Annotated in this window: 11 protein-coding genes; 4 read left to right on the plus strand and 7 right to left on the minus strand. The window is 41.8% G+C overall.

Annotated features, from left to right (window positions below; translation table 11 throughout):
- Positions 1–42: 42 nt before the first annotated feature.
- Entirely contained in the window at positions 43–918 is an 876-nt protein-coding gene (locus EHW67_RS01235) for a universal stress protein (RefSeq protein WP_158285048.1), read from the minus strand.
- A 526-nt stretch (positions 919–1,444) separates the two neighbouring features.
- On the opposite strand from EHW67_RS01235, the gene ftsH reads away from it, so the two are divergent.
- Complete coding sequence (gene ftsH, locus EHW67_RS01240) at positions 1,445–3,430, plus strand: ATP-dependent zinc metalloprotease FtsH (protein ID WP_238389812.1); 1,986 nt, start codon at positions 1,445–1,447, stop codon at positions 3,428–3,430.
- A 38-nt stretch (positions 3,431–3,468) separates the two neighbouring features.
- On the opposite strand, the gene EHW67_RS01245 is transcribed toward ftsH, so the two are convergent.
- The 4 genes from EHW67_RS01245 to EHW67_RS01260 form a co-directional block, all read right to left on the minus strand.
- Positions 3,469–4,185: a hypothetical protein gene (locus EHW67_RS01245; RefSeq protein WP_126160522.1), complete on the minus strand. Its 717-nt coding sequence runs from the start codon at positions 4,183–4,185 to the stop codon at positions 3,469–3,471.
- A gap of 207 nt (positions 4,186–4,392) precedes the next feature.
- The gene (locus tag EHW67_RS01250; protein ID WP_126160523.1) at positions 4,393–5,067 is read right to left on the minus strand and encodes an ABC transporter ATP-binding protein; all 675 of its coding nucleotides are present in this window, start codon (positions 5,065–5,067) and stop codon (positions 4,393–4,395) included.
- 9 nt (positions 5,068–5,076) lie between these two features.
- On the minus strand, positions 5,077–6,339 hold the full coding sequence (locus tag EHW67_RS01255) for an ABC transporter permease (RefSeq protein WP_126160524.1): 1,263 nt from the start codon (positions 6,337–6,339) through the stop codon (positions 5,077–5,079).
- A complete protein-coding gene (locus tag EHW67_RS01260) occupies positions 6,336–7,418 on the minus strand; it encodes an efflux RND transporter periplasmic adaptor subunit (protein WP_126160525.1) in 1,083 nt (360 codons plus the stop codon). The genes EHW67_RS01255 and EHW67_RS01260 overlap by 4 nt, the downstream gene beginning before the upstream one ends.
- A gap of 402 nt (positions 7,419–7,820) precedes the next feature.
- On the opposite strand from EHW67_RS01260, the gene EHW67_RS01265 reads away from it, so the two are divergent.
- Entirely contained in the window at positions 7,821–8,453 is a 633-nt protein-coding gene (locus EHW67_RS01265) for a phosphoribosyltransferase (RefSeq protein WP_126160526.1), read from the plus strand.
- 183 nt (positions 8,454–8,636) lie between these two features.
- Here EHW67_RS01265 and EHW67_RS01270 read toward each other — a convergent pair whose 3' ends face one another.
- Positions 8,637–9,149 (minus strand): nicotinate-nucleotide adenylyltransferase, encoded by a 513-nt coding sequence (locus EHW67_RS01270; RefSeq protein WP_126160527.1) that lies wholly within the window; start codon positions 9,147–9,149, stop codon positions 8,637–8,639.
- A 260-nt stretch (positions 9,150–9,409) separates the two neighbouring features.
- Between EHW67_RS01270 and EHW67_RS01275 the strand changes: the two genes are divergently transcribed.
- On the plus strand, positions 9,410–9,862 hold the full coding sequence (locus EHW67_RS01275) for a pyridoxamine 5'-phosphate oxidase family protein (RefSeq protein WP_126160528.1): 453 nt from the start codon (positions 9,410–9,412) through the stop codon (positions 9,860–9,862).
- 148 nt (positions 9,863–10,010) lie between these two features.
- Complete coding sequence (gene ppsA / locus EHW67_RS01280; protein ID WP_126160529.1) at positions 10,011–12,413, plus strand: phosphoenolpyruvate synthase; 2,403 nt, start codon at positions 10,011–10,013, stop codon at positions 12,411–12,413.
- Here the strand turns inward: ppsA and EHW67_RS20850 are convergent.
- Entirely contained in the window at positions 12,410–15,061 is a 2,652-nt protein-coding gene (locus EHW67_RS20850; protein WP_126160530.1) for a cation-translocating P-type ATPase, read from the minus strand. The two genes, ppsA and EHW67_RS20850, sit on opposite strands and share 4 nt — an antisense overlap.
- Between the last annotated feature and the right edge of the window lie 100 nt (positions 15,062–15,161).

A 15,161-nucleotide genomic window follows, 5' to 3' on the forward strand; every position in this document is an offset into this window, starting at 1 on the left:
AGTATTAACGGAAAGATTTGGTTTGCCCCATCCTTTTAGTTTTTATAAAGTGGCCTTTACATAGGATAATTGATGGTTTCCCTCCCTAAAACTCAATAACGGAATCTCTGTTTTGGTCTCCATTCTTTTTACCAGATCCCGGTGTAACCATTGCTCTGCCCAGCCTCCTTTATCCCGTTCCAACATAACTACAAGGTTTGCCTTTAAGTCCCCAAGAGTATGTTGAAGCGTCTCAAAGACCTTGTCCGAAAAGATAAGTTTATAAGATATGTTAGGATAGGATACTTTCTTTTGTATGCGTTCTTTAAGCAGATTCATTCGATTGTCCCCTACATGCGCTACATCCCTAGATACATGCACTACTATTATTTTGGCGCCGAACGGCTCTGCCATTTCTGCCAGTCTCCGAATTGCATAGACATCCCCGTCTTCAAAATCACTGGCATAGACAATAGTTTGAAGCGTTTCATACCCTATTTCAGAAGGGATTGCCAATACGGGACAAGGAGCCTTATTTATAAGTAGTTTTGTAGTGCTTCCCACTATAAAATCCCTTAGGGGGTTATCTCCAGTTATTCCTACCACAATAAAATAGGCCCGCCAATCCATTGCCTTGGAAATTATCCCTTTTACAACCGATTTACCGCTGATTGGCTCTATAAGAATATTCCGTGATCTCCATTGGGGCCCCAAATGCTCCGAACAGAAATTTTCCAAGCGCTCGTAATAATGTTCAAGAGCCTTTTCCTCTGACATGGGAGCAAGTTCATTGCCTCCTTGCAAACCCAACAGCTCTGGGTGTTGGAACACATAGGTTACTACCAAACGAGCTTTCATTGTCTTGCTTATATGATAGGCATACAGCAATGCCGGAATAGCGTTGGGAGAACAGTCTGTAGCATAAAGAAGCGTTTTCATGGTATTTATTTTTCTATTTATTCTGGAAAATAAACCATTACGCCCAGTCATTTTAATGCGCCTGGGACGGTTTACTGAGAACTGATCTATTATGTCCATTGGGCATTTAACCATACCCTTTAAAAGCCTCCCAACAAATAGTGGCACCCGGTCATAGCGAGCTCATTTTCTATTTGCTGCTGACTCAGCTAACAAGGCACATTCATGACGCCGCTACCATTTGATGGCAATAGTCGGCTGCATAACAGCAGTCCTAAAAAACTGCGTAGTTCATTTTACATCATGGCCATAACTTTTGTTAAAAGTATTGTGACCATTCCGGGATAATTACCTAATCTCAACTGGCAAGTATCAATACAATGATGTATGTAAGAAAGAGCATAAAGGCCCAAAGTAATTTTCTGGTTTCCATTGGTTACGATGTTTACTACTGAAGATTAAAGCAATAGTCCGAAACCTAAAATGATATAGGTCATTCTTACTGTGGGGATATTGGAATAACTTTATAATATGGTGTGCATGCAGCATGCTATATATTTTTATAGATGTAGAAATGAAGGATCAATCGGATAAAGACGCTACTAATGACCCCAAGCAGGATGGAAACCCCAAGCCCCCGTTTGGTGGTTATGGTATAAGTTGGTTCTATATTATGCTGTTTACTTTTATGGGCGTGTTCTACCTCATGAACAATGCCTCCATTTATATTAGGGAAATAAGTTGGTCAGAATTTGAGGAAAACATGCTATCCCAGCAGGATGTTGAAAAAATTGTTGTCGTTAACAAAGAGATAGCTGAAATCTATATTAAACAAAATCGACTCAGTGACCCTAAGTACAGGGAAGGTCCAAGTAGCACCCTTAGCGGCACCGGCCCCCATTTTAGAATGACTATTGGGTCTGTGGATAGTTTTGAGAACAAGCTACAGCAGGCCCAGCAAGATTTCCTTACAGAGGAGATGGTTGATATACAGTACCAAAACCGTACCAGCTGGATCAATGTCTTAGGTTGGCTCTTACCTTTTGGATTAATTATCCTATTCTGGATATTTATGCTCCGAAGAATGGGAGGGGGAAGTTCTAGTGGCGGTTCCTTGTTCAATTTTGGGAAATCTACTGCCAAGCTTATGGAGAAAGGCACTACAATTTCTGTCACCTTTAAGGATATTGCTGGATTAAAAGAGGCAAAGACCGAGGTCATGGAAGTTGTGGACTTCCTAAAAAACCCTGAAAGATACACAGCTCTGGGTGCCAAAATTCCAAAGGGGGTTATGTTGGCAGGGCCACCGGGAACCGGAAAAACCCTTATGGCCAGAGCCGTGGCCGGGGAGGCTCAAGTACCTTTTTTCTCCATGTCCGGATCAGAATTTGTAGAGATGTTTGTAGGCGTAGGTGCCTCACGGGTACGTGATCTTTTTAAACGGGCCAAAGAAAAAGCACCAAGCATTATTTTTATTGATGAAATAGATGCCGTGGGCCGGTCTCGCGGAAAAGTAAATGCCTTTCAAGCCAATGACGAAAGGGAAAGTACCCTTAACCAATTGCTGACAGAATTGGACGGCTTTGGCCCCAATACCGGTGTAATAGTTTTGGCCGCCACCAATAGGCCCGATGTATTGGACAAGGCCTTATTACGCCCTGGCCGCTTTGACCGCCATATTTATCTGGAACTACCTACCCAAGAAGAGCGCATTGCCATATTTAAGGTACATATGCGGCCCTTAAAATTGGCCAAAACCGTGAATGTTGAAAACCTGGCCAAAATGAGCCCAGGTTTCTCCGGTGCGGACATTGCCAACCTTTGTAACGAGGCGGCACTAATAGCCGCGCGCAAGAAAAAGACACAGGTGGGACATGTAGATTTTATGCAGGCCAGGGATCGGGTTATTGGAGGGATAGAAAGAAAAAGTAAGATCATCTCCCCAAAAGAAAAGAATATTGTAGCATACCACGAAGCCGGACATGCGGTTGTAAGTTGGCACCTTGAAAATGTAGATTCATTGGTAAAGGTCTCAATCATTCCCAGGGGCAAATCTTTAGGATCTGCCTGGTACCTGCCAGAGGAAAGACAAATAGTGACCAAATCCCAATTTATGGACCAAATATGTGCCTCCCTTGGAGGGCGCGCGGCCGAGGAAATTATATTCAACGAGGCCTCATCAGGAGCCTTGGACGATTTGGAAAAGGTAACAAAACAAGCCTATACCATGGTGGCCTATTACGGGCTGGACAATGAAATAGGACCCATTAGTTTTTATGACTCTACAGGGCAAAATGACCGACTAATAGGAAAACCCTATAGTGAAGATATGGCAAGGAAAATTGATAAGGAAGTACAGGCCTTGGTGACCGTTGCCTATGAGAAAACCAAAAACATTTTACTGGATCACAAGGACCAATTGGAAAACCTTGCCCAACTACTATTACAAAAAGAGGTGGTAGACTTGGAAGATCTGGAAAGTATACTGGGCAAAAGAGGGCTGGCACTACTGGACAAGAGTTCGGAAAAGTAGAACAAAGAGACCCCTCCTAAAAATGCCTGTACAACTTCCTATAGGTTTCCTAAGCTGTAATACCTGTAAATTCCTTCTTGCATAGTTATTATCCGCTCAAATTTTTTACAGTTGCAATTAATCTGTAAGCCTTGTTGTAGTAGATTTTCAAATTGGCTTAAGGTAGGTGACACATGGGTCCGACTAAGTATGCGGTCATTTTCCCATTGCGGTCTTATTAGATCAATGGAATCCAATTTTAATAGCGCCTTGGCCTTTTCTGCCTTGGTTATGTTAAGCAAACCATTTCTTTTGATGCTTAAGACACCTACCTCCCAAGAATCCGCCTTTAGTTTTGTATTTAAAAGTAGGTGACCTTTATAGGTCCTAAGCAGATTTTGGGGTTCATCAATTACAAACAAAGTATCCGTTAGTACCACCCTACATAGGATGGTATCCTTGTGCATTCTAACCGGAAAATGATATGACCTATCCTTGACCATAAGACTGCCATTTTCTAAATGAAAATTGGGACAAGACCTAATTTCATCCATGGTAGTTTTTATCAAGAACTCTTTCCTTTTTATTAGAGCGCGGTCGTTTATATATACTAGGGCACTATCTAACTGACACCAAAATATACCTTTGTATTCCATGGGCATAATAGCCAACGTTCTGCCATCAACGGGCTGTGGTTCGGTAAATGAAACTGGCGGTTGACAAGAAGTAAAAATAACCACACAGAAAAGGAAAAGTAATAACTTTGTACGGCACATTCCATAAGGATTAGGTTCATAAAAAACACCTCTCACCTAGGTAGCTTAAAGCTATAAGTTATTCCCCTTTTATAAAATGATCTATATCAGTTTAAACCATACCAAACCCAAGGCGAGAACCGTGGACAAAGGTGCTTTCTGGAGTGGCGCATAAAGTTTTTGGTCCCAATCACTTTTTCTAATTTAGGTTTTATAACCCGTCTACATTTAATTTATGATCATTCCGTCCTCCATCTGTATAATTCGGTCCGTACGCTTGGCAAAATCCTCATCGTGTGTTACCACAAGAAGGGACAGTCCCTTTTCTTCCTTTAGGCGTTTGAAAATACCAAAAACATTTTCCGAGTTATAGCTATCCAGATTTCCCGTAGGCTCATCACCCATTAATATACTGGGGTTATTTATTAATGCCCTGGCAATGGCCACACGCTGCTTTTCGCCGCCAGAAATTCTTGAGGCTCGCTGGTGGGCCAAAGTCTCAATATTCAACATTTTTAGCTTTTCCATGGCATCATGTTCAATTTCCGCGTGGGATTTTATAGCCAGTTTTTTAGCGGGCAACATCACATTTTCCAATACGCTGAACTCGGACAACAAATAGTGGAACTGAAATACAAAACCAATATGCTTGTTCCGTATTCTAGAAAGGTCCTGTGATTTTTGTCCGGTAACCAATTCATTGTTCAGGTATAGTTCACCACTATAATCCGTATCCATGGTAGAAAGAATGTACAGCAAGGTAGACTTCCCCGATCCGGATTTCCCCATAATGGAAGCAAACTCCCCTTTCTTAACCCCTAAAGAAATGTCCTTGAGTACATGGAACTTCACAGGCTTTTGAAAGTATTTGTTAATGTTTTTGGTCTCTAAAACTAATTCCATAAGCATTTATTAAGTACCGCGAATAATACGTACAGGATCTATACGTCTGGCTTTGCTCGCCGGTAACCAACCCGCTACAAATGTGGAAAGAAGGGCAAAACTAATCCCAATAACATAATACCAAATATTGTAATTTATAGGATAGGTTGTTATAGTGGGCAGCGCCTCGGTCTCAAAGGCAACATTATCTATCATCCTAGAAAGCACATAGCCTACAATTAAGCCCAAAATACCTCCAACTGCTCCTATTATCATAGCTTGACTCATAAATATCAATTGTACATCCCTTCCTGAAAATCCGGTTGCTTTCAGAATAGCAATATCCTTCATCTTTTCATAAATAAGCATGTTCAGTATATTATAGATACCAAAGCCTGCAACTATCAATAGGGTTATGGATACTGCATAGGTGATCAGGTTCCGGATATTGGAACCTGTCTCGAACTGGGCATTGGCCTCATTTATATCCGTAGCCGTTATATTAAATTGTTTCTCCAGGACATTGGCCATGGTAGGAGCGTCCTCTATAGTGAGCAGTTTTACATTTATATCGGTAATGTAATTATTGGCTTCCCCTAAAATACGTTGAACAGTTTTAAGGTTCGCAAAACTTTGAATATTGTCTATATCAGCAATTCCACTTTGGTAAATACCCACTATTTTCAAAGGAAAAACATCTCCTTTCACCGTACTCACCTGCACCCGATCTCCAGGGGCAAGCGACATTTTTCCTGCCAAACCCGACCCCAGTAGAATTCCGTTTTCCGTGTTTTTCAGATCCTCTGCAGTCCCCTTTACAATATAATCACGCAAATTGTATAGTCGCGCTTCTTCCATAACATCTACCCCAACGAGGTTGCCTCCAAGTTCTATGGAACCCGACAAATAGAAAATCTGTGCCCGCAGCTGTGGTGTTGCCCCCTTTACTTTTTCATCAGATTTTAGGTAATTTAAAATAGGTAGGGCGTTGTGTATTTTTGTCTGACTCTGCTTTGGTTTTACGGAACGTACCACATTAATGGCATCCTCAAAATCTTTATATAGGGCTACTGGTTGTTCTTGGCTGGGCTCAATTTCGTTATAAAGGTGAATATGCGGGGTTTGATTAAGGATAAGACTGTCTAGCATTTCATTGAGACCGGTCATAAAACTGACCAAGGTAATATAGGCCCCTATACCAAAGGTTACCCCAAGAGAGGCCGTGACCGTAGATTTCATCTTGGTCAGCAGATGGGTCCTTGCTATATTCAATATCACCTTCCAATTAATCATTCCTCGGGTTTTAGAAGTTGGGTACTTTCATCTATACCCTTTAGAATTTCTACCCGGTCCAAGTTTTGCAATCCCACCATTACATCAACTGCGCCATCCTGGGTCAACACCTGATTGCCATTGAACAAAAATTCTTTAGGAATGGTCAGTGCAGCCTCCTTTTCCGAGATAATTATATTTCCTTCTCCGGAAAGACCGGGATATAGCGTTTTGGGTGCCTGTTCAAATACAGCCTCCACCATAAATGTCTGGGAGCGCTCGTCCTTACGGGGGTAGATCTTGCTGATTTTTGCCACAAATACTTCCTGTGGATAGGCATCCATAGTAATAAGGGCCTTTTGTCCCAACTCCAGTTTTACGATGTCTACCTCATCTACCAAAAGCTCAATGACAAAAACCGTACTACTACCAACAGATGCCAGGGGTTCCAAAGTGGTAACAATTTCCCCAGGCTCCTTAAATAGCGCATATACCGTACCATTGATTTTACTGGTTACGGTAAAATCCTCGGAATTGATCTGTGAGGCATTGTAATTATTTTTTGCCTGCCTTAGTTGCGTTTCAAGCTCTTTCTTGGTGCGACTATAGTTTGCTTTTAATAGGTTTAACTTGTTTTTGGCCAGTTCATAAGCCAATAAACGATTATCATACTCTACCTTGGAGCCTATTTTTTGTTCCCACAGCCTTTTCTGCCTATAATAGTTAACAGAGTCATTGTAAAATGTAAGATCGGCTGCGTGTATTTCGTCTTTCAAACTTCTAAGGACGGCGGCACTGCCGCTATAGTTTTCTTGGGCCAACTCTAAAGCAAGTCTGGCGTTTGCAGTATTAAGCTTGGGCGCATTATTGTTTATATGCACTAGGGCCTCTCCTTTATGAACCTTATCGCCCTCCGCTACCAAGTTTTTATCAAGGATCCCGGCCACAACCGCATAGGCCTTGTACAAACTATCTGGCTGAATGGTAGCAGATGCATAAACCGATTCGGTAAGCTTGGTCTTTAGAGGGAAGGTTCTCTGCCCTTGTTCACTACAGTAGATTAATGTAAAACCCAAGGCAAATAATAAAAAATATCGCATAATCAGTCTATTAGCAATCTCCAAAATAAAGGGAATTCCCACTATAAGAAAATGAGAAAAATCATAATTGATAAGATAATAAGGAGAAAGTTTAAACGGACTGATGAAAATCATTTCACGATATCTTTTATTATAATTTCTTTAAAGAACGATTAAATCGTTTCCATTAATAAAACAGAAGATGGAATGGGGCCAAACAGCAAAGTGATACTTTCTTCTCCCTTGTCTTTTAAAGAGCCCCTGCTTTAATTGAAAGAAGGTTCAATCTCCTTTTCTCACAGGCATTTGGATCTTGACCCTTGTTGGGTAACGGGAGTTTGCCTCTTCTTTCCCTATTTGAACCAAGTAGGTGATATAAAATTGGACCACGACCAAATAAAATAAATCTAAAAATCGATATATATGTTTACGGATAGAAAAGAAGCAGGAGATCAATTGGCAGATAAACTGCTTGGGTATAAAGGTCAGGATGTTGTAGTTATGGCCATACCCAGAGGGGGGCTTCCCTTGGGCGAGATCATTGCCAAAACATTGGAAGCTCCTTTGGAAGTAGCACTTTCCAAGAAAATTGGCCATCCCTTTAATAAGGAATATGCAATTGGGGCCGTAAGTTTAAAAAGCAGGGTTCTTAGTGATAACATCGATGTTGAAAACAGTTATATTGAAGAGGAAACCATCCGAATTAGAAAAAAACTGGAGAAGCACCATAATATGTTTTACACCAACCGTGAGCCCAGTTCCCTTGAGGGAAGAACGGTTATTATTGTAGATGATGGCATTGCTACGGGCAACACCATACTGGCCACGGTAGAACTGGTAGGTCATCAACAACCCAAGGCTATTATTGTGGCCATTCCTGTAGCTCCCAGTTCTGCCATTAGAAAATTAAAGCACCATCCCAATGTGGATGAAGTTGTCTGCTTAGAAGTACCTTACGATTTCCGTGCTGTAGGACAGTATTACCAACACTTCCCACAGGTGAGTGATGCAAAAGCTATTAAGACAATGCAGCAAACAGCCAAAGAAAAACAGTAAATATACCCATGCCTTTATCATCCTGGATCCCAGAATTATCTACCTACCTTTCCTCAATGTGCTATTGATTTTTGGACATGCATAAGCATAAAAAAAAGGACACTGACCACAAATTATTTAAAAATCTGTTTTCGCAGTACCCTTTTCCCATGCGCAATTGTTTGTTATGGATATTAAAACAATTTAATCATCAAAATTGCCCATTTCATCGGTTTTCACCCTTATGGTCTTGTCCCCGTTTTCCAAAGTTAATTTATACATCTTATTAGAACCCGTTTTATCATTATAGCTTACCTTATAGATGTCTTTACTGATGACCCACCCCGGGAATCTATTGGCCACAGCAAGCTTAACCGACTTTGGAATGTTGATGTCCTTGAACCGTTCTATGGTTCGGATCAGATTGCCATCGCTGTCATATGCCGCAAGTATCTTACCTTCTGGAATGTAAAACGTAATGTTGTACTGGGCAAAATCATCCGAGTAATACTCGGAACTCGTGGGGTCATATTCCGCCACCTTGCGCTCTAGCATTTGTACGGGAATAGAGGCCACTTCTTCTGAATTTACATCGTTGAGGTATTTGTAGTTGGTAGCAACCACCGTGACTTCAGATAATTCCTCTGTTTTTATATCCTGGGCGTAAACTGGTATTACAAGCCCAAGAAACAATAATCCTAATATTATTTTCTTCATGACAATTAATTTTAGTTAATAATTAGTGCTCAAAATCATTTGTAAAATTTTACTCCCGCTAAGTTATTGGGATCATGAAGCCCAGACAATGATCTGTATCAGCCGTATAATTATATGTCTAGAGACTAATAGAAAAAAAAGGACACTGACCGATGTCATTTTTTTGTTTTCCCCAACTACATAGCTTTGAAATATATTGGGATCCAATTTGGCGCCATGTCGTCAACAACATCACTAAACCAACAAAAAAATAAATATCTATGTTCAAAGATTTAAATACAGAGGCTTGTAAGCATTTGTTGGACGCTAATTATATTGGCCGTATAGGTTATATCAGTAAGAATAACGCGGATATTATTCCCATTACCTACTATTACGATGCCGATCAACATAGCATTATCTCCTATTCTGGGGAAGGTTTTAAGATTGATGCCATGCGTAAAAACGAATCGGTTTCTTTTCAAGTAGATGAAATTGAGTCGGTAAACCAATGGAAATCGGTTTTACTCTACGGTACATTTGAAGAGCTGAGCGGTTCGGACGCAAAACGACTGCTCCACAAGTTTTCCGAGGGGGTAAAAAAGAATATTTCAAAAAAGGAGAATGCCAGCCCCAAATTTATTGGAGAATTCTCCAGTAAGCTCAGCGCCATAGGCAGTCCCGTAGTATACCGTATTAATATATCCGGGATGACCGGCAAACAAAGAATTTAAAATGGATTTACCCAATTTGGTATTATTATTTTGCCTTGTTGGGCATATTTTATAAGAACTCCTACTGCTGCATCCTTATGACAAAGGTCATTTGCTATCTGTCTTAAGCCCACTACATTAGATAACTGTAATCTGAAATGCTTAGGAGATGAAAGATCACATTAAGAGATTTGACAGTATTGGTATCCAAGATATTCCTGCGGTGGGCGGGAAAAATGCCTCCTTGGGAGAAATGTACAACCAGCTCACCCAAAAGGGGGTCAGGATCCCAAATGGTTTCGCTACCACATCAAAGGCGTTTTGGCAATTTTTAGATCAAAATAAAATACGGGAAACCCTAAAGAACATTCTTGCCGGCCTAGATAGGAAAACGTATTCCAATTTGGACCTTATTGGAGAACGGGCCCGTAACTGTATATTAGAGAGCGCACTTTCCCCTTCCTTTGCCAAATCGGTTCGCAAGGCCTATAAAAGCTTGTGCGGAAAAGAAGATAGGGCGGTAGCCGTTAGAAGCAGTGCCACTGCCGAAGACCTTCCGGATGCCAGTTTTGCCGGACAGCATGATACCTTTTTAAACATTTTGGGTGGGGACAATGTTCTTGATGCCATTAAAAAATGTTTTGCTTCCCTCTATACGGACCGCGCCATTAAATACAGGGAAGACAAAGGGTTTCTACATGAAGATGTTGCCCTGTCTGTTGGTGTGCAGTTAATGGTTCGCTCCGACAAGGGGTGTAGCGGGGTAGGATTTACCATAGAACCCGAATCCGGCTTTGAGAATGTTATATTACTCTCAGGTGTTTGGGGACTGGGCGAAAATATTGTTCAGGGAACGGTAAACCCCGATGAATTTTATGTCTTTAAGCCTAGCCTCCGAAATAACAGCCATCCTATAATCCAGAAAAGACTGGGTGATAAGCAGCAAACCATGGTCTACGCCTTGGCGGAAGAAGAGGCTAGCACGATTAATACGGACACTCCCTTTAGCAAACAGGAACAGTACGTATTGTCCGATGAGGAAATCAATACCCTTGGCAATTGGGCATTGTTAATAGAGGAGCATTACCAAAAACCTATGGATATAGAATGGGCCAAAGACGGATTGAGCAATGAACTCTTTATTACACAGGCGCGACCAGAGACGGTGCACCATACTAAAAACAAAAATATCCATATAGCATACCAACTTCAGGATAAAGGGGAAGTACTGGTTTCGGGAAATGCCGTTGGGCACAAAATTAAGGTAGGACAAGCGGTTCTATTAAATTCTCCAAAAGATGCCAAAGGCCTAACCTTAGATACTATCATTCTAACCGATTGTATTACCCCGGATTGGGATCCACTACTAAAACAGGTTGGCGGGTTTATCACCAACAAAGGAGGAAGAACAAGTCATGCTGCCATTGTAGCCCGGGAACTAGGCGTGCCTGCCATTGTAGGTTGTGGCAATGCCACCCAGATGGTGGCCCATGGTGAGCAAATCACCCTTTCCTGTGCGGAAGGAAAAACAGGCTTTGTATATAGCGGGAGGCTGGCATACATAGAACAGGAAATAGACTTCTCCAGCATTCATCTGCCCAAGACCGAGGCCAAATTAATCTTGGCCGACCCTGAAAACGCCTTTCAACTATCATTTTATCCCAACAACGGAGTAGGATTGCTAAGAATGGAATTTATTATTACACACAGGGTGAAAATACATCCAATGGCCTTGGTGAAATTCAAGGAGATAAAAGATGTTGACAGCAAAAAGGAAATTGAGGCACTAACCAAAAACTACTCGGATAAACCCTCCTATTTTGTAGATCAGTTATCCCAGGGCATAGCAACCATTGCTGCGGCCTTCTATCCCAAAGAGGTTATAGTTCGCCTTAGTGATTTTAAGACAAATGAATATGCCAACCTTTTAGGGGGAAAGGATTTTGAGCCCAAGGAAGAAAATCCGATGTTGGGATTTAGAGGGGCTTCCAGATACTATAACGAACGCTACAAAGAAGGCTTTGCTTTGGAGTGCGCGGCCATAAAAAGGGTACGCGAAACCATGGGACTAACCAACCTAAAGGTAATGGTGCCCTTTTGCAGAACGCTGGAAGAAGGACAAAAGGTCATTGACATAATGGAAGAAAATGGTCTAAAAAGAGGTGATAACGGACTTGAGGTATATACCATGGTAGAGATTCCCAGTAATGTGATCCTGGCCGAGGAATTTGCCGAAATATTTGATGGTTTTTCCATAGGCTCCAACGATCTTACACAATTGAGCCTGGGAATAGATAGGGATTCTGAGATAATGGGCCATTTGTTTGATGAAAATGACAAGGCTGTTAAACGCATCGTATCCATGGCTATACACTCTGCCAACCGTACCAAAACAAAAATTGGTCTTTGCGGTCAGGCGCCTAGCGACTTCCCAGAATTTGCCCAGTTTTTGGTAGATGAAGGAATAGACAGTATTTCCTTTAATCCCGATTCCCTCTTACAGGGCATTGAAAATATTAATAAAGCCGAAAAACGAAACATAACATTTGGAATGGCCAAAAGCAGTAATTAAAACCATTTGCCATAAAATACAATCCGTAGCATTTGTGCCAATACCAAGGAGGCCAAAGCAAATAAAAGACTTAATTCTAACTGAACTACAGTGAGTGTTCCCAAAGTGAGTGCCGTTGCAATGGGAGTTATGAAGTAGGCACCAAAAGTAATGCCCAGGGACACTATTATGGCTCCCCATACCCAAATATTGGTAGTAACTTCATTTACAAAGAAAGATTCCCCAAGTCTGGGCATATTAAAAACGTTTAATAATTGGGCCATTACCAAGGTATAAAATGCCATATTATTGATTGTATTGGACGAAAGCTGCAAAATAAGGTTTGCATAAACCACCATCCCCAGAACACCAAGGCTAATACACAGTCCGTACAATATGGTGAGGTGCCAACCCCTTTTATCCAATATAGGCGCCTTGGGGTTTTTGGGAGATTGTAACATAATATCCTTTTCTCCTTTGCCCAGCCCCAAGGCCAATGCAGGAAAAACGTCTGTCACCAGGTTCAGGAATAGGATCTGTAGAGGCAACAAGGGAGAGGGCAAATTCATTAAGGCCGCTATACCCACCGATAGTATTTCTGCCAAATTGCAAGACAACAAATACACCACAAACTGACGTATATTCTGAAAAACCACCCTCCCTTGACGGATTGCCATTTCAATGGCCGTAAACTTATCGTTTTTTAAGATTACATCTGCCACCTCTCTGGCGGCTTCGGTTCCCCTGATCCCCATGGCAATACCAATGTCGGCCTTCTTCAAAGCGGGAACGTCATTAATACCGTCACCTATCATACCTACTATATGGTTGTGCCGCTGATAATAGGTTACCAGATCCAACTTCTGTTCTGGGGTTACCCTTGCAAATACCGATGCCGTCAGTAACCTATTGTTCATTTTCCCATACTCCCCCTTCGACAATTGAAGGTCTTTTCCCTGCATGACCATATGGGGAGTTGCATTCTTATCTAACAACCCCACCTCTTCGGCAATTTTACTGGCCGTACCAGGGTGATCCCCGGTAATCATCACCATCTTTATACCGGCTTTTTTATATACCGCTATTGTTGATTTAACATCTTCACGGGCAGGATCTATAAATCCAATTATCCCTAAGAAACTTAGTTCCTTTACCATGCTCTCCTTTGTAGGGAGAGTACTTACTTCCTTACAGGCAAAGGCCAAAGTACGGAGGCCTTTGGCTGCCATATTATCTACCTTGTTACGCCAATCCCCCTTGTCTACAAAGGGTTTTTCGCTTTTACCATCCATAACAAGATTACAATATGGTGCCACGCTCACATACGCTCCTTTAACAAAAACCAAGAATTTGCCTTGGTGTCTATGTGCCGTAGCCATAAGCTTATTTTTTGCATCAAAGGGCAGCTCCAGTTCTTCCGGATAGGATTTTTTTATCATTGCGGTGTCATAACCCATGTGAACTGCAAAATGCATCAAGGCCAGTTCTATGGAGTCCCCTTCACTATCTGCCCCCGTTGTACTCGCATTATTGCATAACACCGCGGTCAAAATCATTTTATTAAATATGGGATTACTCTTTAAACCATTGTAGAAAGCTGTCTCTTTGTGGTATAGGTCTTCCTCTCCAATTTTGCCAAATTGCATGCTATGTACCGTCATCCTATCCTCCGTTAAGGTGCCTGTCTTATCGGTACAGATAATATTGGTTGCCCCTAGGGTCTGTACCGCCTCCAGTTTTTTAATAATAACCTGTTTTTTGGACAATCGCATCATCCCCTGGGCCAAGGCGATGGTCGCTACAATAGGCAGACCTTCCGGAATGGCAGCTACTGCCAAGGCCACCCCGGTCTCTATCATGAGAAATAGGTTCTTGCCCCTAATATAGCCTGTTACCACAATTAACCCGGCTAGAAGGAGGGTAAGCCAAATTAACCATATACTAAGTTGATTTAGTTTTTTTTCCAATGGCGCACGTTCCTTGTGGGCCTCTACGCCCATTTGTTGAATAATCCCCAGTTGGGTGTATTTACCTGTGCTTGTAACTATGGCCTTCCCTCTTCCGGCTACCACCATAGTGCCCCTAAAAATCATATTGGTCCGATCGCCAATTGGGGTATTTTCGGTCAGTGCTTGGATTTGTTTTGCTATGGGGACACTTTCGCCTGTTAAGGCCGATTCTTTTACGGTTAAACTTTCTACCGCTATTAAGCGGGCATCAGCAGCTATCATATCCCCTGCTTCCAAAATTATAAGATCTCCCGGCACCACCTGGGCAGCCCTTATGCGCATCGGGTTTCCAGAACGTTTTACAACTACCATCGTCTGTCCCATCTTACGAAGCGCTTCCAGGGAACGCACGGCCTGCAACTCCATAAAAAAACCAATCGCAACGGAAATTAATATGACTATTACAATAGCAAAACCCTCCAAGGGATCGCTAAACAAAAAGGCAAGTACGGCCGCAGCCATTAGGATATAAATTATAGGATCCAGGAATTGATCCAGGAAGATGCGCCACCACTTTTTCGGAGCCTGTTGCGGAATTTGATTTGCCCCATATTCCTGTAGTCGTAGCAAGGCCTCCTTCTTACTTAAACCGTGGTCAATATCTCCCCCCAGTTGCTCCACTAGATCTGCTATAGAAAGTGAGAAAGGTTTTTTAATCATCTTGAAAATTAATTAGTATACATAGGGTAAAGATTCGTAAAACAATAGTGCTTCCAATTTGTTTCCCCTTTTGGGCCTATCATCAAGAGTCATTTTTCCT

The organism is Arenibacter aquaticus (assembly GCF_003957295.1).
Taxonomy (GTDB): Bacteria; Bacteroidota; Bacteroidia; order Flavobacteriales; family Flavobacteriaceae; genus Arenibacter; species Arenibacter aquaticus.

Excerpts from the sequence above, each read along its gene's own strand:
- EHW67_RS01235 (WP_158285048.1), bottom strand. The coding sequence starts at position 918 with ATGAAAACGCTTCTTTATGCTACAGACTGTTCTCCCAACGCTATTCCG.
- ftsH (WP_238389812.1), top strand. The coding sequence starts at position 1,445 with ATGCTATATATTTTTATAGATGTAGAAATGAAGGATCAATCGGATAAA.
- EHW67_RS01245 (WP_126160522.1), bottom strand. The coding sequence starts at position 4,185 with ATGTGCCGTACAAAGTTATTACTTTTCCTTTTCTGTGTGGTTATTTTT.
- EHW67_RS01250 (WP_126160523.1), bottom strand. The coding sequence starts at position 5,067 with ATGGAATTAGTTTTAGAGACCAAAAACATTAACAAATACTTTCAAAAG.
- EHW67_RS01255 (WP_126160524.1), bottom strand. The coding sequence starts at position 6,339 with ATGATTAATTGGAAGGTGATATTGAATATAGCAAGGACCCATCTGCTG.
- EHW67_RS01260 (WP_126160525.1), bottom strand. The coding sequence starts at position 7,418 with ATGCGATATTTTTTATTATTTGCCTTGGGTTTTACATTAATCTACTGT.
- EHW67_RS01265 (WP_126160526.1), top strand. The coding sequence starts at position 7,821 with ATGTTTACGGATAGAAAAGAAGCAGGAGATCAATTGGCAGATAAACTG.
- EHW67_RS01270 (WP_126160527.1), bottom strand. The coding sequence starts at position 9,149 with ATGAAGAAAATAATATTAGGATTATTGTTTCTTGGGCTTGTAATACCA.
- EHW67_RS01275 (WP_126160528.1), top strand. The coding sequence starts at position 9,410 with ATGTTCAAAGATTTAAATACAGAGGCTTGTAAGCATTTGTTGGACGCT.
- ppsA (WP_126160529.1), top strand. The coding sequence starts at position 10,011 with ATGAAAGATCACATTAAGAGATTTGACAGTATTGGTATCCAAGATATT.
- EHW67_RS20850 (WP_126160530.1), bottom strand. The coding sequence starts at position 15,061 with ATGATTAAAAAACCTTTCTCACTTTCTATAGCAGATCTAGTGGAGCAA.